General features: G+C 75.0%; 26 protein-coding genes and 1 pseudogene. 12 read left to right on the top strand and 15 right to left on the bottom strand.

Features of this window, described 5'->3' with window-relative positions; genetic code table 11:
- Nucleotides 1–2: 2 nt before the first annotated feature.
- Genes GA0070558_RS25055 through GA0070558_RS25045 form a run of 3 tightly spaced genes read right to left on the bottom strand, consistent with a single transcriptional unit; the run spans nucleotide 3 to nucleotide 2,747 of the window.
- Complete coding sequence (locus GA0070558_RS25055) at nucleotides 3–962, bottom strand: ABC transporter ATP-binding protein (protein ID WP_091284144.1); 960 nt, start codon at nucleotides 960–962, stop codon at nucleotides 3–5.
- On the bottom strand, nucleotides 959–1,840 hold the full coding sequence (locus GA0070558_RS25050) for an ABC transporter permease subunit (RefSeq protein ID WP_091284142.1): 882 nt from the start codon (nucleotides 1,838–1,840) through the stop codon (nucleotides 959–961). The genes GA0070558_RS25055 and GA0070558_RS25050 overlap by 4 nt, the downstream gene beginning before the upstream one ends.
- Entirely contained in the window at nucleotides 1,833–2,747 is a 915-nt protein-coding gene (locus GA0070558_RS25045; protein ID WP_091284140.1) for an ABC transporter ATP-binding protein, read from the bottom strand. Before GA0070558_RS25045 ends, GA0070558_RS25050 begins: the two co-directional genes overlap by 8 nt.
- Nucleotides 2,748–2,941: 194 nt before the next feature.
- On the opposite strand from GA0070558_RS25045, the gene GA0070558_RS25040 reads away from it, so the two are divergent.
- Together GA0070558_RS25040 and GA0070558_RS25035 are read left to right on the top strand one after the other, a co-directional pair.
- On the top strand, nucleotides 2,942–3,619 hold the full coding sequence (locus tag GA0070558_RS25040; RefSeq protein WP_091284138.1) for a hypothetical protein: 678 nt from the start codon (nucleotides 2,942–2,944) through the stop codon (nucleotides 3,617–3,619).
- A gap of 346 nt (nucleotides 3,620–3,965) precedes the next feature.
- Nucleotides 3,966–4,394, top strand: coding sequence for a DUF2267 domain-containing protein (locus tag GA0070558_RS25035; RefSeq protein WP_091284136.1), 429 nt, complete (start codon nucleotides 3,966–3,968; stop codon nucleotides 4,392–4,394).
- Here GA0070558_RS25035 and GA0070558_RS25030 read toward each other — a convergent pair.
- A complete protein-coding gene (locus tag GA0070558_RS25030) occupies nucleotides 4,327–5,739 on the bottom strand; it encodes an MFS transporter (protein ID WP_091284135.1) in 1,413 nt (470 codons plus the stop codon). The genes GA0070558_RS25035 and GA0070558_RS25030 overlap by 68 nt on opposite strands.
- A 210-nt stretch (nucleotides 5,740–5,949) precedes the next feature.
- Between GA0070558_RS25030 and GA0070558_RS25025 the strand changes: the two genes are divergently transcribed.
- The 3 genes from GA0070558_RS25025 (at nucleotide 5,950) to GA0070558_RS25015 (ending at nucleotide 9,178) form a co-directional block, all read left to right on the top strand.
- Nucleotides 5,950–7,437, top strand: coding sequence for a glycoside hydrolase family 10 protein (locus GA0070558_RS25025; protein ID WP_091284133.1), 1,488 nt, complete (start codon nucleotides 5,950–5,952; stop codon nucleotides 7,435–7,437).
- A gap of 154 nt (nucleotides 7,438–7,591) precedes the next feature.
- The gene (locus GA0070558_RS25020) at nucleotides 7,592–7,897 is read left to right on the top strand and encodes a hypothetical protein (protein ID WP_091284132.1); all 306 of its coding nucleotides are present in this window, start codon (nucleotides 7,592–7,594) and stop codon (nucleotides 7,895–7,897) included.
- Nucleotides 7,898–7,906: 9 nt separating this feature from the next.
- A complete protein-coding gene (locus GA0070558_RS25015; protein ID WP_091284129.1) occupies nucleotides 7,907–9,178 on the top strand; it encodes a cupin domain-containing protein in 1,272 nt (423 codons plus the stop codon).
- Between the two features lie 82 nt (nucleotides 9,179–9,260).
- Here GA0070558_RS25015 and GA0070558_RS25010 read toward each other — a convergent pair whose 3' ends face one another.
- The 5 genes from GA0070558_RS25010 to GA0070558_RS24990 all read right to left on the bottom strand — a co-directional run bounded on the left by GA0070558_RS25010 (nucleotide 9,261) and on the right by GA0070558_RS24990 (nucleotide 14,501).
- Entirely contained in the window at nucleotides 9,261–9,926 is a 666-nt protein-coding gene (locus tag GA0070558_RS25010; RefSeq protein WP_091284127.1) for a hypothetical protein, read from the bottom strand.
- The gene (locus GA0070558_RS25005; protein WP_091284124.1) at nucleotides 9,923–12,607 is read right to left on the bottom strand and encodes an FtsK/SpoIIIE domain-containing protein; all 2,685 of its coding nucleotides are present in this window, start codon (nucleotides 12,605–12,607) and stop codon (nucleotides 9,923–9,925) included. Before GA0070558_RS25005 ends, GA0070558_RS25010 begins: the two co-directional genes overlap by 4 nt.
- A complete protein-coding gene (locus GA0070558_RS25000; protein WP_256092114.1) occupies nucleotides 12,600–13,643 on the bottom strand; it encodes a hypothetical protein in 1,044 nt (347 codons plus the stop codon). The genes GA0070558_RS25005 and GA0070558_RS25000 overlap by 8 nt, the downstream gene beginning before the upstream one ends.
- A gap of 8 nt (nucleotides 13,644–13,651) precedes the next feature.
- The gene (locus GA0070558_RS24995) at nucleotides 13,652–13,912 is read right to left on the bottom strand and encodes a hypothetical protein (RefSeq protein WP_007076395.1); all 261 of its coding nucleotides are present in this window, start codon (nucleotides 13,910–13,912) and stop codon (nucleotides 13,652–13,654) included.
- Nucleotides 13,913–14,123: 211 nt separating this feature from the next.
- Nucleotides 14,124–14,501 (bottom strand): PIN domain-containing protein, encoded by a 378-nt coding sequence (locus tag GA0070558_RS24990; RefSeq protein WP_043968756.1) that lies wholly within the window; start codon nucleotides 14,499–14,501, stop codon nucleotides 14,124–14,126.
- 232 nt (nucleotides 14,502–14,733) lie between these two features.
- Here GA0070558_RS24990 and GA0070558_RS24985 point away from each other — a divergent pair, with 232 nt between their 5' ends.
- The 3 genes from GA0070558_RS24985 to GA0070558_RS24980 are packed head-to-tail and all read left to right on the top strand — an operon-like array spanning nucleotide 14,734 to nucleotide 17,830.
- Nucleotides 14,734–17,289, top strand: a complete 2,556-nt coding sequence (locus GA0070558_RS24985) for an ATP-dependent Clp protease ATP-binding subunit (RefSeq protein WP_091284121.1) — start codon at nucleotides 14,734–14,736, stop codon at nucleotides 17,287–17,289.
- A 17-nt stretch (nucleotides 17,290–17,306) separates the two neighbouring features.
- Nucleotides 17,307–17,480, top strand: a complete 174-nt coding sequence (locus GA0070558_RS33550; protein WP_158229503.1) for a hypothetical protein — start codon at nucleotides 17,307–17,309, stop codon at nucleotides 17,478–17,480.
- Nucleotides 17,480–17,830: a DUF3140 domain-containing protein gene (locus GA0070558_RS24980; protein ID WP_043968760.1), complete on the top strand. Its 351-nt coding sequence runs from the start codon at nucleotides 17,480–17,482 to the stop codon at nucleotides 17,828–17,830. The genes GA0070558_RS33550 and GA0070558_RS24980 overlap by 1 nt, the downstream gene beginning before the upstream one ends.
- Before the next feature lie 98 nt (nucleotides 17,831–17,928).
- Here GA0070558_RS24980 and GA0070558_RS24975 read toward each other — a convergent pair whose 3' ends face one another.
- The 3 genes from GA0070558_RS24975 to GA0070558_RS24965 form a co-directional block, all read right to left on the bottom strand.
- Entirely contained in the window at nucleotides 17,929–18,165 is a 237-nt protein-coding gene (locus GA0070558_RS24975; RefSeq protein ID WP_077939951.1) for a hypothetical protein, read from the bottom strand.
- A 19-nt stretch (nucleotides 18,166–18,184) separates the two neighbouring features.
- Nucleotides 18,185–19,198, bottom strand: a complete 1,014-nt coding sequence (locus GA0070558_RS24970) for a LysR family transcriptional regulator (protein WP_091284119.1) — start codon at nucleotides 19,196–19,198, stop codon at nucleotides 18,185–18,187.
- A 123-nt stretch (nucleotides 19,199–19,321) separates the two neighbouring features.
- Nucleotides 19,322–19,936: a hemerythrin domain-containing protein gene (locus GA0070558_RS24965; protein ID WP_091284117.1), complete on the bottom strand. Its 615-nt coding sequence runs from the start codon at nucleotides 19,934–19,936 to the stop codon at nucleotides 19,322–19,324.
- Between the two features lie 195 nt (nucleotides 19,937–20,131).
- Between GA0070558_RS24965 and GA0070558_RS24960 the strand changes: the two genes are divergently transcribed.
- The gene (locus tag GA0070558_RS24960; protein ID WP_091284115.1) at nucleotides 20,132–21,460 is read left to right on the top strand and encodes a M20/M25/M40 family metallo-hydrolase; all 1,329 of its coding nucleotides are present in this window, start codon (nucleotides 20,132–20,134) and stop codon (nucleotides 21,458–21,460) included.
- A 60-nt stretch (nucleotides 21,461–21,520) separates the two neighbouring features.
- Nucleotides 21,521–22,201 carry a hypothetical protein gene (locus tag GA0070558_RS24955; protein WP_077939955.1) on the top strand — a complete coding sequence of 227 codons (681 nt, stop codon included), beginning with the start codon at nucleotides 21,521–21,523 and terminating at the stop codon, nucleotides 22,199–22,201.
- 66 nt (nucleotides 22,202–22,267) lie between these two features.
- Here the strand turns inward: GA0070558_RS24955 and GA0070558_RS24950 are convergent, their stop codons facing one another.
- The gene (locus GA0070558_RS24950) at nucleotides 22,268–22,459 is read right to left on the bottom strand and encodes a DUF5703 family protein (protein WP_043969542.1); all 192 of its coding nucleotides are present in this window, start codon (nucleotides 22,457–22,459) and stop codon (nucleotides 22,268–22,270) included.
- Nucleotides 22,460–22,550: 91 nt separating this feature from the next.
- Entirely contained in the window at nucleotides 22,551–23,522 is a 972-nt protein-coding gene (locus GA0070558_RS24945; RefSeq protein WP_043968769.1) for an aldo/keto reductase, read from the bottom strand.
- 184 nt (nucleotides 23,523–23,706) lie between these two features.
- On the opposite strand from GA0070558_RS24945, the gene GA0070558_RS24940 reads away from it, so the two are divergent.
- Nucleotides 23,707–24,759: an LLM class F420-dependent oxidoreductase gene (locus tag GA0070558_RS24940; RefSeq protein WP_091284114.1), complete on the top strand. Its 1,053-nt coding sequence runs from the start codon at nucleotides 23,707–23,709 to the stop codon at nucleotides 24,757–24,759.
- Entirely contained in the window at nucleotides 24,756–25,592 is an 837-nt protein-coding gene (locus GA0070558_RS24935; RefSeq protein WP_091284112.1) for an undecaprenyl-diphosphate phosphatase, read from the top strand. Before GA0070558_RS24940 ends, GA0070558_RS24935 begins: the two co-directional genes overlap by 4 nt.
- Nucleotides 25,593–25,738: 146 nt before the next feature.
- Here the strand turns inward: GA0070558_RS24935 and GA0070558_RS24930 are convergent.
- Nucleotides 25,739–26,012 (bottom strand): annotated as a pseudogene (locus GA0070558_RS24930) (hypothetical protein); the annotation flags it as partial.

The following is a 26,012-nucleotide window of genomic DNA, read 5'->3' as shown; positions in this document are numbered from 1 at the left end:
GTTCAGGCCTCCACGAGGTAGGAGAAGACGCTCTCCAGGGACTCGTCCTCGGGCACCAGCTGGCGCACCCGGACACCCTCCCGCAGGGCGATCTTCGGCAGCACGCGGGTGAACGCGCCGTAGTCGCCGGCGCGCACCGTCAACCCGGCGCGGCCCAGCTCGACGCCCGTCACCGACGCCTCGGCCATCAGCGCCACGGCGAGCGCCCGGTCGTCGGTGGAGCGCACGGTGAACACGTGCGGCCGGTTGGTCATCAGCCGGCGGATGGTGCGGAAGTCACCGGAGGCGGCCAGCCGGCCGGCGACCATCACCTGGACGGTGCCGGAGACCTGCTCGACCTCCTCCAGGATGTGCGAGCTGAACAGGATGGTGCGGCCGGCGTCGCCGAGGCGGTGCAGCAGCTCCATCATGTGCAGCCGCTGCCGCGGGTCCATCCCGTTGAACGGCTCGTCGAGCAGCAGCACCTGGGGCTCGTGCACCAGCGCGGCGGCCACCCGGGCCCGCTGCCGCATGCCCTTCGAGTACGTGCCGATCCGGCGGTCCCGCGCGCCCTCCAGCTCCACCAGGGCGATCGCCCGGCGGGCCGCCGCGGCCGGGTCCGCCAGCCGGTGCAGCTTCGCGCTGGCCAGCACGAACTCGTACGCGGTCAGGTAGGTCTGCACCGCCTCGCGCTCGCTGACCAGGCCGAGCCGGCGGTAGACCTCGGGGTTGCGCCAGGTGGGCCGCCCGCCCAGGGTCACCATCCCGCGCGACGGGGCCAGGAAGCCCGCCATCATGTGCAGCAGGGTCGTCTTGCCCGCGCCGTTGGGGCCGAGCAGCCCGGTGACCCCGGGGCCGAGGCTCATGCTGACGTCGTTGACGGCCACCACGTTGCCGTACCAGCGGGAGACGCCCGCGAGGTCGAGGGCGACGGTGGCGGCCGTGGGCGTCCCCGTCGCCGGGGCGGCGCTGGTCGTGGTCATCGGGCGGCCACCTTCCGGTATCGACGCAACAGTAGGGCGACGCAGCCGGACACGAGCAGCACGGCGACGACCGCGTAGACGGGCCCGAAGCCGCCGATGGGGACTCCCCGCTGGTCCTCGGAGACCAGCAGGTCACCGAGCGCCCAGGAGCCCACGCCGCCGACCAGCGTCGACGGCGAGGCGAGGAAGGCCAGCTCGTTGACCGTTCGGGACGGCATGACCGACAGGGTGCCGACGATCGGCGTGGTCATCAGGAACACGGCGACGATCCCACCGGCCGCGAACGCCCGCTTGCCGGTGAGGGAGGCGACCAGCAGCCCGACCGAGGCGAAGACCACCGCCCACAGCCCGGCGTAGAGCAGGCTCGGCAGCAGGTCGAGCAGCTCCTCCGCGACGCCGCTCATGCCGTCGCCGGTGCTGAAGGCGGCGCCGAGGAACATCACGAACTGCGGCCCGCCGAGCAGCAGCCAGAGCGCGGTCGCCAGCGCCAGCAGCTTGGCCAGCGGGTAGTCCGCGCGCGGCAGCGGCCGGGAGAAGTAGAGCGGCAACACGCCGCTGCGCAGGTCACGGGAGACCAGCTCGGGCGCGGCCACCGCGACGAAGAAGATGACCAGCCAGCTCATGTTGTCGGCGAACTGGGCGTACGTCATCACCGCCTCGCCGATCTGGGCGCGGATGGCGGTGAGGGCGGCGGCGACCGCCGTGACGATGCCGACCACCAGCCACGGGAAGATCTTGGCCTTGGCGCTGCGTCCCAGCCCGAACGCCGTCCGTAGGCCGTGCAGGTAGAGCGCGCCGAAGACGGCCCGGCGGCCCAGCCGGGGGCCGGTGTACCGCTGGTAGCCGATGTCGTGGATGACGCCGGTCGGCTCAGGCATGGCTGGGCTCCCTCGTGGCGAAGAGTTCGGCCACCCGGTGCCGGCGCTGGTCCAGCCGGTGCAGCGGCAGGTCCAGCTCGGCGACCGCGCCGAGGATCAGGTCGTAGGTGGCGTCGTCGACGAGCTCGACGAGCAGCAGCCGGCCGTCCCGGCGCACCGGCAGGCCGAGCGCGGCCAGCCGGGCGGCCAGCTCCTCGGTGCCCTCGCTGACCTCCACGGCGAGCACGTCGGTCGCGGAGGTCATGGCGGAGATGTGGTCGGCGCGCAGCAGCCGCCCGCCGTCGATGGCGACGAGGGTGTCGCAGATCCGCTCCACCTCGCCGAGCAGGTGCGAGCAGACCAGCACGGAGATGCCGAACTCGGTGCCGATGCGGTGCACCAGCGTCAGCATCGCGTCCCGGCCGGCCGGGTCGAGGCCGTTGGTCGGCTCGTCGAGCAGCAGCAGGTCGGGGTCGTGCACGAGGGCCTGGGCGAGCTTGACCCGCTGCTTCATGCCGGTGGAGTAGCCGCCGACGGGGCGGTAGCGCTCCTCGTAGAGCCCGACGTGCCGCAGCGCCTCCGAGGCCCGTTCCCGGGCGACCGTGCGCGGCAGGCCGCTGATCCGGCCGAGGTGGGTGACCAGTTCCGCGGCGGAGAGGTCCGGTGGCAGGGCGTCGTGCTCGGGCATGTAGCCGACCCGGGCGCGCACCCGGGCGGAGTCGGTGGTCGGGTCGAGGCCGAGCACCCGGGCCCGGCCGCTGGTCGGGGTGAGGAGACCGAGCAGGATCTTGATCAGGGTGGACTTGCCGGCGCCGTTCGCGCCGACCAGCCCGATGATGCCCGGTTCGACCGCGACGGTCAGGTCGGCCAACGCCGTGACCCCGCCCCCGTACGTCTTGGTCAGCGACTCGGTCGCGATGAGTGTCACGCCGTACAGCGTAGGGACCGGTCCTCGCTTGTGGCCGGCGGCCCGTCCCGGGCGGATCCCTGAACTTCCTGGTCGGCTACCCCTAGGGTCCCGGGCCGACGTGGGCGGCATCGGCCTGGCGCAGCGGACTATCGACTAATGCCGGCGGAGAAAGCTACGCTGCGACCTAACTTTCGTCGGCCCGAGGAGAAGTCGTGTCGCGCCGTACCGGCAAGCCCTCCTACCTGGTGGCGGCGTCTGACACGAGCCGCCGCAGCAAGGCTCGTCTGGCCGTCATCGTGGCGGCGATCGGGCTCGCGGCTGTTCTCGTGGGCGGCGCCACCGGCTACACGGCCAGCCGGCCGGACGGTGTCGAATCGGCTGTGGCGGACATGCGCAAGGCCGAGGTGGAGCGTGACATCCAGCAGGTGGCCGAGCTGACGACGACGGCCCGACGCCTACGTGACGAGATCTCTCCCATTCTCGGCGCCATCCGGGCGGCTCCGTCGGACGGTGGGCAGCCGGGCCCGGAGCAGGCCCGCCAGTGGCGACAGACCCTGCTTCGGGCAGCGGAGCCGTTCGCCGACCCTCCGTCGGGCACCACCGCCACCAACGTGGCGCGCGCAGGGCTGAAGGGCGCTGTGGAGCAGGCATCCCTTGCTGTCGAGTCGTATCTCCTCGCTGTCACCGGGCTGCCGGCCCAGCGGGGCGCTCTGACGGAGCTGGCGAAACGACAGGCGGCGCAGGCGGTGGCCGCCTGGTCGGTCGCGGCCACCCAGCTCGATCAGGTCAACATCGACACCGGCCAGGGCCACCAGCATGTCTACCTGGACGCCGGTCCGGGTGGCGGCGCCATCGCCCCCGACGGCGCGGCGGAGGGCACCGGCGGCTGACGTTGCCCGTGCCCTGCGAGCTGCCGGCGGCCGGTCTCACCCCCACCGGGTGAGGCGGCCTCACCCGGGCGGGGCGCAGGGTGGGCGGTGTGCGTGGCCCGTCGGTGGGCCACGCGAGCTGGGCAGGGGGTGCGCGCGATGACGGTTCGGGACGTGCCGGATCGACGGCGCAGCGACGTGTTGCACGTGGTCGGGTCGGCCGGCGACCGCCCGCGCGCGGTGGCGCGGCCCGGTCGGGTCAGCCCCGTTCGGCAGTGGCGCGGCCCGGCCGGACCGCCGCGCCGCGAAGACGACCGACGGTGACGACCACCGACACCGGACACGATCGACCTACGGGGGTGGGCAGATGGCTGAGCAGCTGATCTCGGCGTTCGAGAGTTCGCTGGACAAGACCAACCTGATCCTGAAGGACATCGAGGCGGCGTACGGCTGGCCGAAGGAGCAGCGCAACCAGTCGTACGCGGCCCTGCGCACGGTGCTGCACCTGCTGCGCGACCGGATGCCGGTGCAGGAGAGCGTGGAGTTCGCCGCGCAGCTGCCGGTGCTGCTGCGGGGCATCTACTTCGACGGCTGGCAGCCGTCGGACGTGCCGATCAAGCTGAACCGGGACGACTTCCTCTACGAGGTCCGCCAGGGCTTCCCGTACGACGTCGAGGGTGGCCCGGAGCGCGTGGTCCAGGTGGTGCTGGACACCCTGCGTCGGCACGTCACCCAGGGGGAGTGGGAGGACGTCCGCTCCACCATGCCCGGGGACCTGGCCCAACTCGTTCCCTGACGCCCGGACGCCGGCCGGCCGACCCCGACGACGGCGGTCGGTCGGCCGCGTCGGCCCCGGCGGGGCCGCCCGCGTCGGGCGGGCGGGGCGAGGGACGGGCGTCGACGGTGAGGCCGTGCAGCACCGCCACGGCGGCCAGCGGGAACAGGGCGGCGACGGCGAACCCCGGCCCGAAGCCCAGCCCCGCCACGGCCAGCCCGAACAGCGGCGGGGTGGCCGTGGCGGCCACGTTCTGCAGCACGGTCTGTGCGCTGGTGGCCCGGCCCGCCCAGCTCGCCGGGGCCACGTCCGCGACGGCCGCGTACGCGACGCCGTGCCAGCTGACCGTGGCGACGAGGGCGACCAGCAGCAGCGGGGCCGCCGGCGGGGCGTGCAGCGTCTCGGCCACGGCGAGGGCCCCCAGGGCGCCGGCGGTGCCGGCGGCGATGACCCGCAGCGGCCGGAGCCGTTGGGCGGACCGGTCCGACCAGCGGCCGGCGAGCACCCGCGCCGCCGCCGCGACGAGCTGCGCCCCCGCGATCAACGGCCCGGCGGTACGCACCGGCCAGCCGCGTTCGGTGACGAGGTAGTCCAGCGCGTACGCGCCGACGACGAACTGCGCCACGACCAGCAGGGCGCTCGCCCCGTGCACCCGCCACAGCGTCGGCGACCGGTACGGCGACCGCGCGCCGGCCCCGCCGGTGTCGGAGCCGGGCGAGCCGCTCGCGGGCGGGGCGGCGCTGGGCGAACCGCTGGCGGGTCGGGCGGCGGCGGGCGAGGCGGCGCTGGTCCGGCCGGCGGTGGACCTCGGCCCGTCGACCAGCAGCAGGGCGGCCACGATCCCGGTCAGCGCGGAGACCACGGCGGCGACCAGCAGCGCCCGGCGGGGGCCGCCGGAGTCGGCCAGCACCGGCAGGACCGCCGAGGCCGCCGCCACGCCCAGCGGCTGAGACGTCTGCCGGATGCCCATCGCCAGGCCCCGCTCGCCGGGCGCGAACCAGCCGGTCACCACCCGGCCGCTGGCGGCGTACACGGCGGAACCGGCGGCGCCGGCGAGGGCCAGGAGCACGAACAGGGCCGGCCCGGCGGCGGAGGCGGCCCCGGCCAGGAACGCGGCCCCGCCGGTCAGGCCCAGGCCGATGACGAGGCGCTCGCCCCGCCGGTCGGCGAGGACGCCCCAGCCGATGAGGGCGAGCACCATGCCGAGGCTGGGGCAGGCCACCAGCAGGCCCAGCTCCCACAGCGGCAGGTCGGTGGTGCGGCGTAGCGCGGGCAGCAGGAACGGCAGCCCGTACAGGTAGAGGGTGCCTGCGGTCTGCGCGGCGGTGCCGATGCCGAGCATGACCCACCGGCGGGAGTCGGCCATGGCCCGAGGCTAGCCGCCATCCCGATATGAGAGACGATTATCTTGCTATCTGGGAAGTCGGTCCGGGCTCGGCAGTGGCCCTTCGCCCGGCGCCGCATGCGGCGGGCCGGTCGGTTGACGACGGATATCGATGCTGACAGGATATCGGGAGCGCTCCCATCGTCTCGTCGTCGCCGTGGCTGGCGACCCGTAACGAAGGACAGGGAACGCATGCGCATCCACCACCACATCGGTCGGCGCACCAGGTCGGGCCTGCTGGCCGGCCTGCTCGCCGCCACGAGCGCGCTCGCCATGGGCATCACCGTCGCCCAACCCGGCACCGCCGAGGCCGCCGCCAGCCTGAGGAGCCTCGCCGACGCCAAGGGCCGCGACATCGGCTTCGCCCTGGACCCCAACCGGCTCTCCGAGAGCCCGTACAAGCAGATCGCCGACACCGAGTTCAACCTCGTCGTCGCCGAGAACGCGATGAAGTGGGACGCCACCGAGCCGAACCGCAACCAGTTCTCCTTCGGCCAGGGCGACGCGGTCGTCAATTACGCCGCGGGCAGCAACAAGAAGGTGTACGGCCACACCCTGGTCTGGCACAACCAGATGCCCGGCTGGACGTCGAACCTCTCCGGGACCGACCTGCTCGCCGCGATGAAGAACCACATCGCCGGGGTGGCCGGCCACTTCAAGGGCAAGGTCTTCGCCTGGGACGTCGTCAACGAGGCGTTCGCCGACGGCGGCTCCGGCGGACGCCGCGACAGCATCCTCCAGCAGCGCATCGGCAACAGCTGGATCGAGGAGGCGTTCCGCGCCGCCCGCGCCGCCGACCCGGGCGCGAAGCTGTGCATCAACGACTACAGCACCGACGGGATCAACGCCAAGAGCACCGCGATCTACAACCTGGTGAAGGACTTCAAGGCCCGGGGCGTGCCGATCGACTGCGTCGGCTTCCAGGCGCACCTGATCATCGGGCAGGTCCCCGGCGACATGCAGGCCAACCTCCAGCGCTTCACCGACCTCGGCGTCGACGTGCGGGTCACCGAGCTGGACATCCGGATGTCCACCCCGGCGAACTCCTCGAAGCTGGCCACGCAGGCCGCCGACTACAAGAAGGTCTTCAACATCTGCCTCGCCGTGGCCCGGTGCCAGGGCGTCACCGTGTGGGGCATCACCGACAAGTACTCCTGGATCCCGGGAGTCTTCCCCGGTGAGGGCGCGGCGCTGATCTGGGACGACAACTACGCGCCGAAGCCCGCGTACCAGGCGGTCGCCGAGGCACTCGGCAGCGGCACCACCCCGACCACGCCCGCACCGACCACCCCGGTCCCGACCACGCCGGCCCCCACCACGCCCGCGCCCACCACGCCGCCCCCGACCACGCCCGCCCCGAACGGCAGCTGCACGGTGACGTACGTGCCGAACTCCTGGGGCAACGGCTTCACCGCCGAGATCCGGATCCGCAACGACGGCCCCGACCCCGTCAACGCCTGGAGCTTCGGCTTCTACTTCACCGCCGGGCAGCAGGTCACCAACGCCTGGAACGCCACCGTCAGCCAGTCCGGCACCCAGGTGCTGGCCCGCAACGCCAGCTACAACGGCGCCGTGGCCGTCGGCGGCACGGTGAGCTTCGGCTTCCAGGGCACCCACACCGGGTCCAACCCGTCGCCCACCAGCTTCACGTTCAACGGCAAGGTCTGCGCCAACGGCTGACCGCCCGCGTCCCGCCGGCACACCGGGCGAACCGGACGTGCCGGCGGGACGCGCCGTCTACGGTGGGGTTAGAGAAGATCGTGCCGGGGGTACCACCCGTCGCACGACGAACCCCCGCCGCGCGGCGGGGCGGGAACCTGGCGAGGAGCACCGCATGGCACTCAACGACGACGACATCCAGACGACCAGCGGCGGCGGCCTGGAGGGCCCGGCCGACGGTGGTGCCACCCCCGGTCAGCAGGACGGCGGTGCCGACGGTGGCGCGGAGGGTCCGGCTGACGGCGGGGCCACCCCGGGCCACCAGGACGGCGGCGCCGACGGCGGTGCCGAGGGCCCGGCCGACGGCGGCGCGACCCCCGGTCAGCAGGACGGCGGCGCCGACGGTGGCGCGGAGGGCCCGGCCGACGGCGGGGCCACCCCGGGCCACCGGGACGGCGGCGCCGACGGCAGCGCCGGCTGACGCCTCGCGATGACGATCACCGACCCGCCGGGCGGCCACGGCCGCCCGGCGGTCCCGTCTGCCGCCGCCCGCGCCCTCGCGCGCTGCATCGCCGTCGAGCCGGGCAAGTTCGCCGCCGCACACTGGGGCCGGGCGCCGCTGCTGTCCCGCGCCGCCGAGCTGCCCAACGCCGACGGCTTCACCGACCTGCTCGGCCCCGCCGACGCCGACGAGCTGCTCAGCCGGCGCGGGCTGCGTACCCCCTTCCTGCGCATCGCCAAGGACGGCCAGCTCGTGCCGGCGGCGCGCTGGACCGGCGGCGGCGGCGCGGGCGCCGAGATCGGCGACCAGGTCCTCGACGAGCGGGTCCTGGAGCTGTACGCCTCCGGCGCGACCCTGGTGCTGCAGGGCCTGCACCGCACCTGGCCCGCCCTGATCGACTTCGCCCGCGACCTCGGCACCGCCCTCGCGCAGCCGCTGCAGGTCAACGCCTACCTGACCCCGGCCGGCAGCCAGGGCTTCGCCACCCACTACGACACCCACGACGTCTTCGTGCTCCAGGTCGACGGGCGCAAGCACTGGCGCATCCACCCGCCGGTGCTGCCCGACCCCCTCGAACGGCAGCCGTGGGGCGGCCGGGCCGACGAGGTCTCCGCGACCGCCCAGGGCCCCGCCGCGCTCGACGTGGTCCTCGAACCGGGCGACGCGCTCTACCTGCCGCGCGGCTGGCTGCACAGCGCCCAGGCCCAGGAGACCAGCTCCCTGCACCTGACCGTGGGCATCCGGGCGCTGACCCGGTACGCCATCGTCGAGGAGCTGCTCGCCCTCGCCGCCGCCGACGCCCGGCTGCGCGCCGGCCTGCCGTTCGGCACCGACGTGGCCGACCCCGACGCGATCGAACCGGAGCTGACCGAGACCGTCGAGGCGCTGCGGGACTGGCTGCTGCGCGCCGACCCGGCCGCCGTGGCCGCGCGGCTGCGCCAACGTGCCTGGCCGGCCGCCCGGCCCGCCCCGATCCGGCCCCTCGCCCAGGCCGCCGCGCTCGCCGCCGTCGCCGTCGACACCCGGCTCGCGCCCCGGCCGGGACTGCGCTGGCGGCTCGACCCGACCGGGGACGACAAAGTCGCGCTGCGACTGTTCGACCGGGTGCTCACCCTGCCCGCCGGCTGCGAGCCGGCGCTGCGCGCGCTGCTCACCGGCACGGTGGCCCGGGTCGGCGACCTGCCCGGTCTCGACGACGCCGACCGGGTCGTCCTCGCCCGCCGTCTGCTGCGCGAGGCGATCGCGGTTCCTGCGGAGTAAGGAAGGGCCCCCTGTTAACGCTTTCGGTATAGGAAGGGCCCCTTCCTAACCGCGCGGGGGGCTCGGCACCGCGCGGCGCGGCTCAGCGGGCGAGGACCAGCAGCACCCCGGTCGTCACCAGGCCCGCCACCAGGACGACCGTGACCGGCCGGGGCGACAGCACCGCGTGCCGACGGTCCGCGAGCCGCTTGGCCAGGGCCAACCCGACCAGCGGGCCGAGCAGGGTCACCACCAGCGCCAGCACCGGGAGGCCCACCGCCAGGTCCCCGCCGTTGCGCGCCCCGAGCGCCCGGGCGCCCAGGCCGAGGGCGAACATCAGCGCCGCGCCCACCACCCCGCACAGCGCCAGCAGCGGGTTCGCCGAGGCGGGCAGCTCGCCGGGCTGCCGGGTGCGGTCCAGCAGCCCGCGCACCCCGTGCAACAGCAGCAGCGGGTCGCCCGAGGCGTCCCGGGCCGGGCCTGGCGGGTCGCCGAGCCGGCGGGCACCCGCGCCCAACCGGGCCCGCAACTGCTGCCACAGGTGGGCCGCCTCGGCGTCCACCCGCTCCACCAGCTCCCGCGCGTCGGCCGCCTCCCGCTCGGCCTCGCGCAACTGCTCGGCGGCCTCGGCGACGGCCCGCTCGGCGGCGGCGCACTGCTGCTCGTGCCAGGCGTGGGCCTCGGCGCGCTGGGTGCGCACCCGGTCGGTCAGCTCGGCCAGCCGCCGCACCTGCGCCGCGTACGTCTCACTGGTCACCGGTTCGTTCACGCCGACGGTCCGTAGGGGATGATGACCTGCCCGGTGCGGTGCGCCGCCCGGTCGAAGAAGAGCCCCCGCCACGGCCGGGGATACCAGTCGGGGCCGCCGCTGCCCGGGTACAGCGACGAGCCCAGCTCGCCGCCCTGCACGTCGAGGGCCACCCACGCGCCGATCTGGTCGGTGCGGGCGGCCGGCCCGCCGAGGTCGACCCGCATCCGGGCCACGCCGCGCCACCAGGCCAGCACGTGCGTGCGCCGCTCCGGGCCGTCGTGCAGGATGCGCCGCAGGTGCTCCAGTCCGGTGCGCCCGCCGACCCGCGCGGCCAGCCGCCCCGCCGCAGCGTCGACCGCGTACAGCAGCAGGTAGTGCGGGGTGGCGGGGGTGCCCGGCCGGTCCAGGGCCGCCGCCGTCTCGGCCATCAGCTCCGGTACGGTCTCGTCGTCGTACCAGGCGGCGTCGTCGGCCAGGTCGGCGTAGAGCTCCCGGGCGGCCGGGTCGGCGTCGGGGTCGAGGCAGGCGATGGAGTACCGGGCGGTGCCGGGACGGTGCTGGCGGGCCAGCGACCGGGCGGCGGCGTCCAGCACGGCGCACGCCTCGTCGACGCGGGTGCCCAGCACGGCGAGGTTGCGCCCGGGGGCCCGGGGCAGCCGCAGCGCCGCCGAGCGGGCCTGCACGTCGATGATCTCTCCGAGCAGCGCCACCGGGGTGCGCGGCACCCCGTCGCCCTCGGGCGGGGTGAGCGCCCGGAAGTCGGGGGCGTCGGCGAGCCGGGGGATCGCGTCGCCGTCGAAGAGCCGGGCCGGCTTCGCGTCGGCGGGGCGCATCCGCCACAGCCGGTGCTGCAGCTCGCTCCACGCGTCCCAGTCGCTGGCCGACGGGATGCGCGCCACCTCGTTGCCCTCGACCAGGCCCGACTCGGCGTTGACCACGGCGTGGTGGCGGGGCAGCGACTGGGCGGCGTCGTTGCGTTCGGCGAGGATGCGCAGCGCCTTGGGCAGCGCGATGCGCAGGGTGAACTGGGCGACCAGCGCCGGCCGCCCCCACAGCGCCTCGATGCCGCGCACGTCCTGCGAGGCCAGCACCAGGTGGATGCCCTGGGAACGGCCCCGGCGGGCCAGGTCTTCGAGCAGGTCGGCGGCCTCCCGGGCGACCACGTCCCGGCCGGCCAGCAGCGCCTGGAACTCGTCGACCACCGCGACGATGCGGGGCCAGTGCCCGGTCGGGTCGACCGCCCGCAGCTCGGCGAGCTTGGTCACCTCGTGCTTCTTGGCCGCGTCGGCGCGCCGGCGCAGCTCCTCGGCGAGGAACCGCAGTAGGGCCAGCCCGAACTCCCGGTCGGTGTTGACGTTGATCCCGACCAGCCGCATGTGCGGCAGCCAGCTCGGGTCCCGCCGGCCCTGGGCGAACCGGGCGAAGGACACCCCCTCCTTGAAGTCGAGCAGATAGAACTCCAGCTCGGCGGGGGAGTAGCGGGAGGCCAGCGCCCCGATCCAGGCGAAGATCAGGTTGGTCTTGCCGGTGCCGGACGGCCCCCCGATCAGCGCGTGCGGCGGATAGTCGCCGAGATTGAGCAGCACCGGGCGGCCGTGCGGGCCCTCGCCGATCGGCGCGGTCAGCCCCGTCGAGGAATCCTCCCGCCACATCTGCTCCGGCGGCGGCAGCAGGTCGGTGAACGGGGCCGGCGGGGGGCCGGCGTTGACCCGGGCGGCGACCTGCCGGCACGTCTCGGTGACGAGCGTGGCCGGGGGCGGCGGGTCCAGGGTCACCGGCAGGCCGGGCGGGCCGCCCATCCGGGCGCCGTCGGGGCCCACCACGACCCGGGTCACCGTCGGGTCGTCGGGCACCGGGACGCCGCGGATCACCAGGTGCACCCCGCACGCCGCGCCGGTGCGGACGACCCGGTCGAGCTGGCCGCGCTCGTGCCGGGACAGCTCGTCGCCGCCGAGCAGCACCGCCACCCGCCACGGCTCCGGACGGCGGCCCGTCGCGGCGGCCAGCTCCCGCAGCGAGCGGTACTCCCCGGCGAGCACGGTCTCGTTGATCCGGCGGATCTGCTCCACCAGGTCGTCCAGCAGCCGGCCCAGCCCGCCGGGGCCGACGAAGGTGAGCAGCCCGGCGGTGCCCAGCGGGGCGAAACCGGCCAGCCCGCCGCCGAGGTGCTCCGGGTCGTAGCCGAACAGCCGCACCGCGCCCGGGTCGGCCCGGCCCAGGCTGCGCAGCAGCAGCGCCGGCACCACGGCCGCCCCGCCGTCGGCCCCGGCCCCGCTCAGGTGCACGTGCCCGGCGTCGAGCAGCGGCACCAGCGCCGGCACCGGCTCCGCGCCGGGGATGCGCACGGTGCCGACGCGTGCGGCGCCGGGGGTCTCGCCGCGACCGGCCGGCGTCACGGTCCACCGCGCCCAGTCGGCGCTGGCCGCGCCGGGCGCCTCGCGGCGGGCGGCGTCGACGGCCCGGCGGGCCAGCTCGGCGATCCGGGCGGTGTGCCGGGCGTCGATCTCGGCGAGCCGCCGGTCCCGCTGCGCCCCCACCTTCTCCGGAACGGCCGCCGCGGCGCGCTGCACCCGGGCCAGCCGGTCCCGGGCGGCGGCCAGCTCGGCGTCGGCGTCGGCGAGCCGGTGCCGGGTGGCGCCCAGCGCCTCGGAGAGCATCCCCCGCACCCGGGTCACCAGCTGGGTGCGGCGGTCAGCCATCGGACCCCCGGCCGGCGCGCCCGGTGGGCGGCGCGGGACGCACGGGGGGCAGGCCCTGCGCGGCCCGCTCCCGGGCGGCGCGCTCGCGGTCCGCCCGCTGCCGCGTCGCCTCGTCCCAGGCGTCGCGTTCGGCCTCGCGGCGTTTCTGCTGCGCGGGCCCGCTCTCCTTGTCGGCCTGCCCCTCGTCGCGGGGCAGGTCCTTGCCGAGGCGGGCCAGCAGCACGGCGGTGACCACGCCGGCGGTGACGGCCGCGTCGGCGGCGTGCGGCTGCTCCTCGCCGCTGCCTCGCGGCGGCGGGGGCATCCGGCAGACCCGGGTCAGCAGCGTCTCCAGCACCGGCGGGGGCAGCCCGGGCAGCAGGTCGCGCACCCGGCCGTCCAGCTCCCGACGCAGCCGGGGCAGGTCGTCGGCGCGGGGCGGGTGCCCGAGCAGTTCCCCGGCCAGCTCGCGCAGCAGCGGCGGGGCGAGCGCGGCCAGGCCGAGGCCGACGTCGGCGTGCGCGGCACGCAGCTCGCGGTGCAGCCGGTCCCGGTCGCCGCCACGGACCCCGTCGGCGACCCGGCGCAGCAGCTCCCGGGAGTCACCGATCCGCTCGTCCGGCTCGTCTGGCGCGCCCTCCCGGCCGCCGGTCAGCTCCGCCACCCGCACCGCCCACCAGCGGCGCAGCACCGGGTTGTCGTCGCGGGCCGGGGGCGGTCCGTCGCCGGGGGCGGGCGGCGCGTCGCGCGGGGCGTCGTGCACCTGCCGGTCGCCGGCCGGGCGGGAAGGCGGCGCGCCGTCGGGGGCCAGGCCGATGGCCGAGAGGTACGTCGACAGTTGCTCCTGGGCCACCCGCAGCGCGTGCCCGGCGGCCTCGGCGTGCTCGACGGCCGCGGACAGCTCCGGCACCCCCATCGGGTTGGCCGACTCCTGTCGCACCCAGCGCAGCCGCTCGGTGGCCTGACCGAACTTCTCCAACGCGAGGGCGAGCTGGGCCAGCGGGAACTCCTCCGCGGCGGCCCGCACCTGGGCCCCGACGTCCTCGATGATGGACACGCCCGCCCCTACAGGGTCGAAACGTAGAGTTGCGCCTGCTCCACCGCGACGAGGGTCGCCGCGAGGCACTCCTCCAGCTCCTGACTGGCCTGGGTCAGTGACGCCTGCGCCGCCTCGACGGTCTCGTGCCCGCTGCCCTCCAGCGCCCCGGCCAGTGTCTGCTGCGCCTCGGCCAGCTTCTCGCCGGCGGCCTGCACTGCGGTCTGCCCGTCACCGATCTGTTGGAGGGCGACATCGATGGCTGCCTTCAGCTCGGCGACGCTCGCCACGGGGACCTCCTGGGGGCGGGGAGATCTCCATTACAACCCATCCCCCGTGGGCAGAGAACATCCGCCCTGTCGGTGTTGCTGCCCGGCTGTCCGATTACGTCACTGACGTGCGCAAACCGCGCCCGAATGTCTCGCCCGTGCGTCACCCGATCCCACCCACGGGACTCGCCCCCCTCGGCGGGGCGGGCGGCGGGGCCGGAATGGGGTGGGGTCAGGTGGGGAGCCAGCGGGGGCCCTGGACCTCGGCGCCCAGCGCGCCCACCCGGGAGCGCAGCTCACGGTCGGCGGTGACCACGAGGCGGCGGCGGCCCGGGGCGGCCCCGACGAGGCCGACGATGGTGTCGTCGCCCGAACCCGGGGCGGCGACCACCCGCACGCCCGGCACGGCCGGGACGCCCCGCGCGGCGCCCTCCACCACCAGCACCACCTCCGCCGGCCCGGGCAGGTGCGGCGGGACCCCGGACTCGGCCAGCGGGACGAGGGCGTCGCGCAGCCGAGCGGTGGCCCCGGCCCGGTCCCGCCACCACCCGTCGGGGCGTGAGCCCACCACGTTGGCGGCGTCCACGATCAGCAACGGCGTCGGCTCCATGCCCCCAGCCTGCCACCGCCGTGCGGTCGTCCCCGCCCGGCCCGCCGGGGCACCCGCCCGCGCCGTCGCCCCGGTGCCGGCCCTACCGCCCGCGCTGCGCGCCTCCGCCCCGCTCCCACCCGGCCCGTCCCCGCCCCGGCCGCGTTTGTCGCGCCGACCGCCGGGTAGCCACCGCCGACCGTGCCGGCGGCGACCGCACCGGCGAGCGTGCCCGACCCGCGGGAGGACAACGATGATGGGACCCGGCGACCTCGGCTCCGACCCGTGGGACGAGTTCCTGGCCCGGTACTTCGGCCGGGGCGAGGGGGGACGCCGGCCGGCGCACCGGGTCGACATCACCCGGCTGATGACCGCCGACGCCCGGGAGATGCTCGCCGACGCGGCCCGCCGGGCTGCGCAGCGGCACAGCAACGACCTCGACACCGACCACCTGCTCTGGGCGGCGTTGCAGCGCGAGGCGCTGCGTGACCTGGTACGCCGGGCCGGCGCCGACCCGGACGCCCTGGTCAACGCCCTCGGCGGGCGCGGCGAGGGCAGGCCCGGGGGAGAGGTGCCGCCGAACCTGTCCCTGACCCCGGCCGCGAAGCGGGCGCTGCTCGACGCCCACCAACTGTCCCGCGCGATGGGCGCCAACTACATCGGCCCCGAGCACATCCTGATGGCGCTGCCGCTGAACCCGGAGTCGCCGGCGGGCCGGATGCTGGCCGCCGGCCGGATCCAGCCCGAGTCGTTGCAGGCGGCCAGCGCCGAGCGCGGCCCGATGTCCGGCCCGAAGCCCGACCACGGCACCCCGACCCTCGACCAGTACGGCCAGGACCTCACCGAGCTGGCGCGCAACGACCAGATCGACCCGGTGATCGGGCGGGCCGCCGAGATCGAGCAGGCCGTGGAGATCCTGTCCCGGCGGACGAAGAACAACCCGGTGCTCATCGGCGAGGCCGGCGTCGGCAAGACCGCGATCGTGGAGGGCCTGGCCGAGCGGATCTGCGACGGCGACGTGCCGCAGACGCTGATCGGCAAGCGGGTGGTGCAGCTCGACCTGGCCGGCCTGGTCGCCGGCACCCGCTACCGGGGCGACTTCGAGGAGCGGCTCAAGAAGGTCATCGAGGAGATCCGCGCCCACCGCGACGAGCTGATCATCTTTCTCGACGAGATCCACACCCTGGTCGGCGCGGGCGGGGCGGGCAGCGAGGGCGGCATGGACGCGTCCAACATGCTCAAGCCGGCGCTGGCCCGCGGTGAGCTGCGGGTGATCGGCGCGACCACCCTGGACGAGCACCGCCGCAGCATCGAGAAGGACGCCGCGCTCGCCCGCCGGTTCCAGCCGGTGCTGGTGCCCGAGCCCACCGTCGAGGACACCGTCGCCATCCTGCGCGGCCTGCGGGACCGCTACGAGGCCCATCACCAGGTCCGGTTCACCGACGAGGCGCTGGTCGCCGCCGCCGAGCTGTCCGACCGGTACGTCACCGACCGGTACCTGCCCGACAAGGCCATCGACCTGATCGACCAGGCCGGGGCCCGGGTGCGGCTGCGCACCCGCACCCCCGCCTCCGACGTGCGGGAGCTGGAGCAGCAGCTCGACGAGGTGCGCCGGGACAAGGAGCAGGCGGTCGCCGACGAGCAGTACGAGCGGGCGTCGGCCCTGCGCGACCGGCTCGCCGAGCTGGAGGCGCAGATCAGCCGGGCCAAGGGCGACGACGGCAGCGGCTCCCAGGTCCCGGCCGTCGGCCCGCAGGAGATCGCCGAGGTGGTGTCCCGGGCCACCGGCATCCCGGTCGCCCAGCTCACCGAGGAGGAACGCGACCGGCTGCTGCGCCTGGAGGGGCACCTGCACCAGAAGGTCGTCGGCCAGGAAGACGCGGTCGGCGCGGTCGCCGAGGCGGTGCGCCGCTCCCGCACCGGGCTGGCCGACCCGAACCGGCCGATGGGCAGCTTCCTCTTCCTCGGCCCCACGGGCGTGGGCAAGACCGAGCTGGGCCGGGCCCTGGCGGAGGCGCTGTTCGGCGAGGCCGACCGGATGATCCGGCTGGACATGAGCGAGTTCCAGGAGCGGCACACCGTCGCCCGGCTCGTCGGTGCGCCCCCCGGCTACGTCGGCTACGAGGAGGCCGGCCAGCTCACCGAGGCGGTGCGCCGCCGCCCGTACGCGGTGGTGCTGCTCGACGAGATCGAGAAGGCCCACCCCGACGTGTTCAACATCCTGCTCCAGGTGCTCGACGACGGCCGGCTCACCGACAGCCAGGGCCGGACGGTGAACTTCAAGAACACCGTACTGATCATGACGAGCAACCTCGGTTCGGAGCTGATCACCGGCACCCAGCGCGCCGTGGGCTTCGGCGCGGGCGAGCCCGGCTCCGAACGGGAGAGCGACGAGCTGCGCGAGCGGCTGATGCGTCGGCTCCAGGAGAACTTCCGCCCTGAGTTCCTCAACCGCATCGACGAGGTGATCATCTTCCGGCGGCTGGAGCAGCAGCAGCTGCGCCAGATCACCGAGCTGCTGCTGGAGGAGACCCGCCGCCGCCTGCACGCCCAGGACATCGACGTCGCGTTCACCGTCGCCGGGATCGACTGGCTCGCCGAGCACGGCTACCAGCCGGAGTTCGGTGCCCGCCCGCTGCGCCGGGTGATCCAGCGCGAGGTGGACAACCGGCTGTCCCGGATGCTGCTGGAGAGCGCCGTCTCGCCCGGGCAGCGGGTCACCGTGGACGCCCGCGACGGCGCGCTGGCCTTCGAGGTGGGCGCCGGCGACCGGGGCTACACCGCCGCCACGACGTCCCACCCCCGGTGAAGGGGCGGAGGCCGCAGATGACCGAGCCCGAGGAGGCCGCCGAGGAGGCCGGGACCGACCCGGACCGCAGCGAGCCGATCGAGGCACCGCCGACGGCCAACCCCGCGCGGGTGCGGGTGCCGCCGGAGGGCCTGGGTTCCCACACGGGCGATCCGGAGCCGTCCGGGCCGCCGCCCGGAGAGGAGGCGTGATGGTACGCGAGGCGCGACTCGATCCCGAGGTCGAGGTGCTCTGGGAGGACTTCCACGCCGAGGTGAACGTGACCTCCGAGCAGCTGCGCAGCTGGCTGCTGACCCGCGGCTCCGGCACGGAGTCGTTCGGGGCGGGGCCCGACCTCGACCTGCCCGAGCCGGGCCGGCAGATCCTGGCCGTGCTGCGCAAGCGCAAGGTCGACCTGACCCGCGAGGACATCGAGGTGATGCGGGAGGCGGTCGACCGGATCCGGTCCCTGACCGCCGCCCGCCCGGCCGACGGCGTCGCCGACGACGAGTGGCGGCGTGCCCTGCTCGACCTGGGCCACGACGCCCTCGTGGAACGCTGACCTCCCGTCCGTCGGCCCGCCGGGCCCGCGTGCGACGGGCCCGACCGGCGAAGGCCCCGCTGCCCGGTGACGGCGGCGGGGCCTCGGCCGGGCCGGGCTCACTCCGGTTCCAGGCTGCCGATCTGCAGGCCGAAGGCGTCGGCGGCGGCCTGGCGTTCCCCGCGCGCCCGCTCCTCGCGGCTGAGCAGGGTGGCGTACTCGGTCACGTCGGCGGGGCCGGGGACCTCGGGCAGGCGGCGCAGGAACGCCTCCACGTCCCGGGCGGCGGCGCTGTGCGCGGCGGCCGCCACGCGCAGGGTCTCCCGGTCGTCGGCGGTCGGCTGGGCATCGGTCATGGGCCCGTGATACCCACCGTCAGGCGATTCGCACCCCGGAACCGGCGCCCCCGGCGAGCGGCCCGGCCGGGGCCGACCGGCGTACCCCGAAGTCGGGGTGCCGCAGCAGCCAGGCCAGGTAGTCGGGGTGCGTGGCGAGCGAGTCGTCGTACACGGCCACCGCCGCCTCCAGCACCTCCTCGGCGAAGCTCGCGCCGGCCGAGTCGGGGTGCCAGCCCAGCAGCAGCCGCCAGCGCAGCGGCGCCCCGGCCAGCCGGCGGGTCACCAGGCCGGGCACCGGGCGGAAGGTGGCCTGGCACAGGGCCACCGCTGCGCCGGCCTCCACCAGGTCGATGCAGCCGCGCACGTCGGCCTCGTACACCTTGCGGGGGGTGAAGCCGGCGCGGGCGCAGGCGGCGGCGAAGCAGTCGCCGAAGCAGCCGTCGCCCGGTGCGGCGACCCACTGCTCGGCGCGCAGGTCCACCAGCCGCACCTCGTCGTGGTCGGACATCGGGTGCTGCTCGGGCAGCAGCACCTGCACCGGCTCCAACGCCACCTCCCGCCAGGCCAGCCCGTACCCGGCCGGCGGAACGGCGTCGCCGCAGACCCCGACCAGCGCGTAGTCCAGCCGGCCGCCGCCGACGAGCTGGGCCAGCTCGTCGGCGGACCAGGAGGCGTACGTGGTGATCTGGGCCTGTGGGTGCGCGGCGGCGAGCCGGTGCACCAGGCGGCCGAGGATGGGGCTGTTCACCCCGCCGAAGCGGTACCGGGCGGGGGTCGGGCCCGCGCCGGCCAGCCGGGCCGCCTCGTCCTGGAGACCCTGCATGGCCGGCAGCAGCACCCGGGCCCGGGCCAGCACCAGCTCGCCGAGCGCGGTGGGGCGGGCGCCCCGGCGGTCCCGTTCGAACAGCGGCCCGCCCAGCGCCCGCTCGATGCGTTGGAGCTGGGCGGTCAGCGCCGGCTGGGCCAGGCCGAGCGTGGACGCCGCCTTCGTCACGCTCCCTGTCTCCGCGATGGCGCAGACCACCCGCAGGTGTCTCAGCTCCAGATTCATACGGTGACGGTATGACCACGGAAGGATCGATGGAAGGGCCCTAGTGGATAGGAGTTGGCCAATGTCTATTGGTGACCGCCCGGTATCCGGTCGGTGATCCCCTGGTAACCGTCCGGTATCCGGTCAGTCACCGGGTGGAAGCAGGTCCGACGCGTACGTGGGCCGGCCCGTCACGGCGTCGCGGACCTTGTCCACCACCCCCACCGCCGGCTCGACGATCCGGTTCCACGGCGGGCTCGCCGGCGTCCCCGGGTGCGGCCGGGTGGGCGCGGCCTCCTCGGCGATCTCCCACCGGTTGCCCAGCCGGATCAGCTCGGCGGCGGTGGCCACCTCGCGTAGCGACGCCAGCAGCGCCGCCGTCCCGGCGACGTGCCGGCGTACCCGGTCGGCCACGTCGGCCAACGCCGGATCCGCCGGCCCGGCCAGCGCCTTCAGGGCGGCCAGCAGCTCGGCCGCCGCCCCGGCCTCCCGGTCGACCGCCGCAGCCGCCCCGGGCACGGCCGCCCGGACGGCGGGGAAGAGGTACTGCTCCTCCGCCGACAGGTGCCGCGACACCACGGCGGTCAGCACCTCGACGACCTCGGCGAGCCGCTGCGGCGCGGCGTCCGGACCGGTGACCCGGTCGACCAGGTCGAGCAGCTGCCGGTGCTCGCGGCCGACGAGGTCGACCACGCTCGGGCCGCCGGGTCGGTAGCCCTCCTCGGGTACGGGCGGCAGCGGCGGCAGGGGAACGGTCATGGTGCCCTCCTCGGCGGGCGGGCGCGCGCTGCGAGGAGAAGGCGGCCCGGTGAGCGGTGCGGGACGGCAGCGGCGGTACCCAGACCGCGTACCGCCGAAACGGCGGGCCCGCGCGACCAGGCCGCCCGGGGCGCCGGCGGCGGTGTCGGGCGGCCGGGGGAGCTGCCCGACCGGCGCGGCTGGTATGAAGAACCGATGACGAGCGACGCCGCCTCCGCCCCGCCCGACCCCACCGCCGAGGTCGTCGACCTCTGCCGCGACCTGCTGCGCATCGACACCACCAACACCGGGGACAACGCCACCAGCGCGGGCGAGCGCGTCGCCGCCGAGTACGTCGCGGATAAGCTCGCCGAGGTGGGCGTCGAGTCCCGCATCCACGAGTCCGCCCCCGGCCGGGCCAACCTCGTCGCCCGCATCCCCGGCGCCGACCCCGGCCGGGACGCCCTGCTCGTCCACGGCCACCTCGACGTCGTCCCCGCCGACGCCGACGAGTGGTCGGTGCACCCGTTCTCCGGCGAGCTGCGTGACGGCTACCTGTGGGGCCGGGGCGCGATCGACATGAAGGACTTCGACGCCATGGTGCTGGCCGTGGTGCGGAACTGGCAACGCACCGGCGTCCGGCCCGCCCGCGACATCGTGCTGGCGTTCACCGCCGACGAGGAGGCCGGCAGCGACTACGGGGCGCACTACCTCGTCCAGCACCACCGCGACGCCTTCGACGGCTGCACCGAGGCCATCGGCGAGGTCGGCGGCTTCTCCTACACCGTCGACGACTCCCAGCGGCTCTATCTCATCGAGACCGCCGAGAAGGGCATCGACTGGCTGCGGCTGCACGCCAAGGGCCGCCCCGGCCACGGCTCGATGGTGCACGACGACAACGCCGTCACCGCGCTCGCCGAGGCCGTCGCCCGCATCGGCCGGCACCGCTTCCCCGTGGTCGTCACCGACACCGTGCGCGCCTTCCTGGAGGAGGTCTCCGACCTGCTCGGCGTCGAACTCGACCCCGATGACCCGGAGACGGCCATCGCCAAGCTCGGCCCCATCGCCAACATCATCGGCGCGACCATCCGCAACACCGCCAACCCGACCCGGCTCGCCGCCGGCTATAAGGACAACGTCATCCCCGGCCGGGCCACCGCCACCATCGACTGCCGCAGCCTGCCCGGCCAGTCCGAACTCCTCGAACAGCAGCTGCGCGAGCTGGTCGGCCCCGACATCGCCATCGAGTACGTCCACCGCCAGCCCGCCCTGGAGACCACCTTCGACGGCGACCTCGTCGAGGCCATGTCGGCGGCGCTGCGCGCGGAGGACCCGGGCGCCCGGCCCGTGCCCTACATGCTCTCCGGCGGCACCGACGCCAAGGCGTTCTCCCAGCTCGGCATCCGCTGCTTCGGCTTCGCCCCGCTGCGGCTGCCGCCCGACCTCAACTTCTCCGGCCTGTTCCACGGCATCGACGAGCGGGTGCCGGTGGACGGACTACAGTTCGGCGTGCGGGTTCTCGACCGCTTCCTCCGGAATTGCTGACCGTGTCGGCCGCCCCATCCCGCCCGGCACGGATCGTCCCCCATCGCGAAGGGAACGCACATGACCGACCAGCACGGTGAGCTGGACGCCGCCCTGGAGCGGGTGATCGACGCCGCCCGCCACCACCTGGCCGCCGTCCGCGCCGCACAGGGCCGCATCGACGACGACGACGTCTGGCAGGCGTACGTCGCCCTGAACAACGCCTCGTTCGCCTACGACGAGCAGTTGCTCGACGCGTTCGGCGAGGTCACACCCTGGGACGTCGAGTCCATCGACCCCGACGAGGCCGACGAGCGCTTCGGCGCGGCCGACGGCGTCGAGGCGACCGACCCGCACCCCCGGGTCATCTCGGTGCGCCAGCGCCGCGACTACCGGGTGCCCAGCGTCGCCGCGCTGATCCGGGCCGCCGAGGCCGCCCGCCGCGAGGGCACCCCCGAGGAGGACGAGGCCGCACCCGTCGAGGGCGTCGGCGAGGCGGTGCTGGAGCTGCTGCAGAGCGGCGACGGTTCGCTGTCCGCGCTGGACGTGCCGGAGCTGGAGCCGCTCGACGGGGTCGTGATGGTCAGCGAGGTCGGCACCCCCGTCGACCTGGAGTCCTTCGACGACGACGACCCGGTGGGCCCGTTCCAGCCGGCCGCCGACGACCGCCTCGTGGGCCGCCTCGACGAGCACCCGTTCCTCGACCTGACCGACGAGGAGCACGACCACGCGGGCCACGACCACGCGGGGCACCACCACTAGGCCGGGCTCGTCCCGGGGCCCGGCCAGCCGGCCGGGCCCCGGGACGCCGGGCTCGTGCCGCCCGGGTCAGTACGACAGGCCGGGTTGCGGCTGGTTCACCACACGGCGCCGCAGCACCACCTGCCGCGTGCCGTCCCGGTACAACCGCACCCGGGCCAGCTCCCACCCGGAGAACTCCGCCTGGATCGCCAACTGCGCCGCGGCGGTCAGCCGGTCGACGTTCGAGGGCAGCCGCAGCGGCGCGTATTCGTAGTCCATGCGTTCCATGCTGCCCAGCCCGGCGGCCGTCCGCCACCCTCCGCGCCCCGCCCGGCCCAGCCCGGCAGCGCGGGGGCCTGGCCGGATCCGCTCAGCCGTCCCGCTCGGGATAGCCCACCGGCACCGCCGACACGTCGTCGAGCGCGACGATGATCTCCGCCGGCAGCGTCATCCGCTCCACCTGGAGCGCGCCGAGCAACTGCCCGACCGTCCGCGCGCCGAGGATCGGCGCCGTCACGCCCGGCCGGTCCCGGATCCACGCGAGCGCCACCTCCAGCGGCGACACGCCCAACCCCCCGGCCGCCGTGGCCACCGCCTCCACGATGCTGGAGCAGCGCGGCTCCAGGTACGTCGCCACGAACGGCTCGAAGTGCGGCGACGCCGCCCGCGAGTCCGCCGGCCGGCCGTGCCGGTACTTGCCGGTGAGCACCCCCCGCCCCAACGGCGACCAGGGCAGCACCCCCAGCCCCAGCGCCGCGCACGCCGGCAGCACCTCCCGCTCGACGCCCCGCTCCAGCAGCGAATACTCCACCTGGGCGGCCACCACCGGCGCCCGCCCCGGCCAGGCCGCCTGCCAGGCCGCCGCCCGGGCCGTCTGCCAGCCCGAGAAGTTCGACACCCCGACGTAGCGGACCCGGCCGCTGGCCACCGCGTGGTCCAGCGCCGCGAGGGTCTCCTCCAGGGGTGTGTCCGGGTCGTACCCGTGCACCTGCCACAGGTCGACGTGGTCCGTGCCGAGCCGGCGCAGCGAGGCGTCCAGGGTGCGCAGCAGGTGACCCCGGGAGCCGTCCCGGCGCCGGCCGCTGCCCGGCCGCAGCCCCGCCTTCGTCGCGATCAGCAGCTCGTCGCGGGGAACCAGGCTGCCCAGCAGCGACCCGATGACCGACTCCGCGTCCCCGTCGCCGTACACGTCGGCGGTGTCCACCAGGTTGCCGCCCGCGTCGAGAAAGCTCTTGAGCTGGGCGGCCGCGTCGTCGGCGTCGGTGTCCCGGCCCCAGGTCATGGTGCCGAGCGCGAGCCGGGAAACCGCCAGCCCGCTTCGGCCGAGCGGTCGCTGTTGCATGGGTGAACCTTATTTCGAACCCGCCGCCACGGATATCCTCGCTCCCGTCAAGTTCCTGCTCGCCCTCCGGGCGACACCCTGCACCCGGCCGGGCGGCGGGTTCGGGGGGTGAGCCGGTGATCGGCCGGGCGGCCCGCATTGCGTAACCTGATGCGACCTGTGGTGCGCCGATGGGGGAGGACCAGTGCGACTCGGGCTCAGTCTCGGATACCAGACGGCGTGGAGCACACCCGCCGACCATGTGGCGCTCGCCCAGGAGGCCGACCGGCTCGGCTACTCGGTGGTGTGGGCGGCGGAGGCGTACGGCTCCGACTCGCCGAGCATGCTGGCCTGGATCGCCGGCCAGACCGAACGGATCGACATCGGCAGCGCGGTGATGCAGATCCCCGCCCGGACCCCCGCCATGACCGCCATGACGGCGGCGACCATCGACGCGCTCTCCGGCGGCCGGTTCCGGCTCGGCCTGGGCGTCTCCGGCCCCCAGGTCTCCGAGGGCTGGCACGGGGTGCGCTTCGCCAAGCCCCTCGCCCGCACCCGCGAGTACGTCGACATCGTCAAGCTCGCCATCGCCCGCAAGGAGGTCGCGTACGACGGCGAGTTCTACACCCTGCCGCTGCCCGACGGCCCCGGCAAGGCGCTGCGACTGGGCTTCCACCCGCCGCGCGAGCAGGTCCCGATCTACCTCGCCGCCGTCGGCCCGAAGAACCTTGAGCTGGCCGGCGAGATCGCCGACGGCTGGCTGGCCGTCTTCTACGCCCCGGAGTTCGCCGACGAGCAGCTCGCCGCCGTGGCCGCCGGCCGGGCGAAGGCCGGCAAGGAGCTGGCCGGCTTCGACGTCGTGCCGTCGGTGCCGGTGGTCGTCGGCGACGACGTCGCGACCTGTGCCGAGCTGGTCCGCTGGTACGCCGCCCTCTACGTCGGCGGCATGGGCAGCCGGCAGCAGAACTTCTACAACCAGCTCGCCACGCGGATGGGCTACGGCGACGCCGCCCGCGAGGTGCAGGACCTCTACCTGGCCAAGCGGCAGCGCGACGCGGCCGCCGCCGTGCCGATGGAGTTCATCGACCGCACCTCGCTGCTCGGGCCCAAGGAGCGCATCGCCGAGCGCCTGCGCGAGTACGCCGCCGCCGGCGTCACCACCCTGTCGGTGACCCTCTTCGTCGCCGACCGCGACAGCGGCGTGCAGACGCTGCGCACCGTCGCCGAGGCCCTCGAGATGTCCGGGGTCGGCGAGTGACCTGGATCGAGGCCATCGTCCTGGGCGTCGTCCAGGGGCTCACGGAGTTCCTCCCGGTCAGCTCGTCGGGGCACCTGCGGATCACCTCGGCGATCTTCTTCGGCCGGGACGCCGGCGCGTCGTTCACCGCCGTCACCCAGCTCGGCACCGAGGCGGCGGTGCTCATCTACTTCGCCAAGGACATCTGGCGGATCACCCGAACCTGGATCGTCGGGCTCTGGGACCGCTCGGTGCGTGCCAGCCTCGACTACCGGATGGGCTGGTACGTCATCGTCGGCTCGATCCCGATCGGGCTGTTCGGCTTCCTGTTCAAGGACCAGATCCGCACCGCCGGACGCAACCTGTGGGTGGTCGCCACCACGCTGATCGTCTTCGCGTTCGTGCTGGCCTTCGCCGAGTACTGGGGGCGGCAGAGCCGCACCCTGGAGAACTTCCGGATGCGCGACGGCATCGTCATGGGCTTCGCCCAGGCGATGGCGCTGATCCCCGGGGTGTCCCGCTCCGGCGGCACGCTCACCGCCGGCCTGCTGCTCAACCTCACCCGGGAGGCGGCGGCCCGGTACTCGTTCCTGCTCGCCATCCCGGCGGTCGTGATGTCCGGCATCTTCAGCGTCGGGGACGTCTTCGAGCCGTCCGCACCGGGGACGTCCACGCCGAGCGGGGCGCAGATGGTGGTGGCCACGCTCATCGCCTTCGTCATCGGCTACGCGGCCATCGCCTGGCTGCTGCGCTACGTCGCCCACCACACCCTCTACGTCTTCGTGCTGTACCGGGTGGCCCTGGGCACCCTCGTGCTCGCCCTCCTGATGACGGGCACCATCGCCGCCACCTAGGAGCGCTTGCAAGGAAGGGCCCCTTGTTAACGCTTTCTGTATAGGAGGGGCCCCTTCCTAACACTCGGCTGGGTGAGGTGGAGACGCTGCCGGCCGGGCCCCTGTTGTCGGGGCCCGGCCGGCAGCGTGTGTGTGCGTGTGTGGTGTCAGCTGTTGTTCCAGTGCTGGGTGACGAGGTCGGCGGCCTGCTGTTCCCACTGGGCGTAGGCGTCGGGGTAGGCGGAGACCTGGACGGTCTGGGCGGCGTCGGTCAGGGGCATGTCCTGCCAGCCGTCGACCTGTCGGAGGCCCTTGAGGAACGCCGTGGTCGCGTACTGCGGGTCGGTGATCTGCTCCGGCGAACCCCAGCCGCTGGACGGGCGCTGCTGGAACAGGCCGAGGGAGTCGTGGTCGTTGCGGTCGCCGAGGTGACCCAGGTTG

Origin of the sequence: Micromonospora haikouensis, from assembly GCF_900091595.1 — a bacterium.
GTDB classification, from domain to species: domain Bacteria; phylum Actinomycetota; class Actinomycetes; order Mycobacteriales; family Micromonosporaceae; genus Micromonospora; species Micromonospora haikouensis.
The sequence above is the reverse complement of the archived record's forward strand: the minus strand, read 5'-3'. Positions and strand labels throughout refer to the sequence as shown.

Coding starts and splice junctions, on each gene's coding strand:
- GA0070558_RS25055 (WP_091284144.1), bottom strand. CDS start 962: ATGACCACGACCAGCGCCGCCCCGGCGACGGGGACGCCCACGGCCGCC.
- GA0070558_RS25050 (WP_091284142.1), bottom strand. CDS start 1,840: ATGCCTGAGCCGACCGGCGTCATCCACGACATCGGCTACCAGCGGTAC.
- GA0070558_RS25035 (WP_091284136.1), top strand. CDS start 3,966: ATGGCTGAGCAGCTGATCTCGGCGTTCGAGAGTTCGCTGGACAAGACC.
- GA0070558_RS25030 (WP_091284135.1), bottom strand. CDS start 5,739: ATGGCCGACTCCCGCCGGTGGGTCATGCTCGGCATCGGCACCGCCGCG.
- GA0070558_RS25025 (WP_091284133.1), top strand. CDS start 5,950: ATGCGCATCCACCACCACATCGGTCGGCGCACCAGGTCGGGCCTGCTG.
- GA0070558_RS25020 (WP_091284132.1), top strand. CDS start 7,592: ATGGCACTCAACGACGACGACATCCAGACGACCAGCGGCGGCGGCCTG.
- GA0070558_RS25015 (WP_091284129.1), top strand. CDS start 7,907: ATGACGATCACCGACCCGCCGGGCGGCCACGGCCGCCCGGCGGTCCCG.
- GA0070558_RS25005 (WP_091284124.1), bottom strand. CDS start 12,607: ATGGCTGACCGCCGCACCCAGCTGGTGACCCGGGTGCGGGGGATGCTC.
- GA0070558_RS24990 (WP_043968756.1), bottom strand. CDS start 14,501: ATGGAGCCGACGCCGTTGCTGATCGTGGACGCCGCCAACGTGGTGGGC.
- GA0070558_RS24985 (WP_091284121.1), top strand. CDS start 14,734: ATGATGGGACCCGGCGACCTCGGCTCCGACCCGTGGGACGAGTTCCTG.
- GA0070558_RS33550 (WP_158229503.1), top strand. CDS start 17,307: ATGACCGAGCCCGAGGAGGCCGCCGAGGAGGCCGGGACCGACCCGGAC.
- GA0070558_RS24980 (WP_043968760.1), top strand. CDS start 17,480: ATGGTACGCGAGGCGCGACTCGATCCCGAGGTCGAGGTGCTCTGGGAG.
- GA0070558_RS24975 (WP_077939951.1), bottom strand. CDS start 18,165: ATGACCGATGCCCAGCCGACCGCCGACGACCGGGAGACCCTGCGCGTG.
- GA0070558_RS24970 (WP_091284119.1), bottom strand. CDS start 19,198: ATGAATCTGGAGCTGAGACACCTGCGGGTGGTCTGCGCCATCGCGGAG.
- GA0070558_RS24965 (WP_091284117.1), bottom strand. CDS start 19,936: ATGACCGTTCCCCTGCCGCCGCTGCCGCCCGTACCCGAGGAGGGCTAC.
- GA0070558_RS24960 (WP_091284115.1), top strand. CDS start 20,132: ATGACGAGCGACGCCGCCTCCGCCCCGCCCGACCCCACCGCCGAGGTC.
- GA0070558_RS24955 (WP_077939955.1), top strand. CDS start 21,521: ATGACCGACCAGCACGGTGAGCTGGACGCCGCCCTGGAGCGGGTGATC.
- GA0070558_RS24950 (WP_043969542.1), bottom strand. CDS start 22,459: ATGGACTACGAATACGCGCCGCTGCGGCTGCCCTCGAACGTCGACCGG.
- GA0070558_RS24945 (WP_043968769.1), bottom strand. CDS start 23,522: ATGCAACAGCGACCGCTCGGCCGAAGCGGGCTGGCGGTTTCCCGGCTC.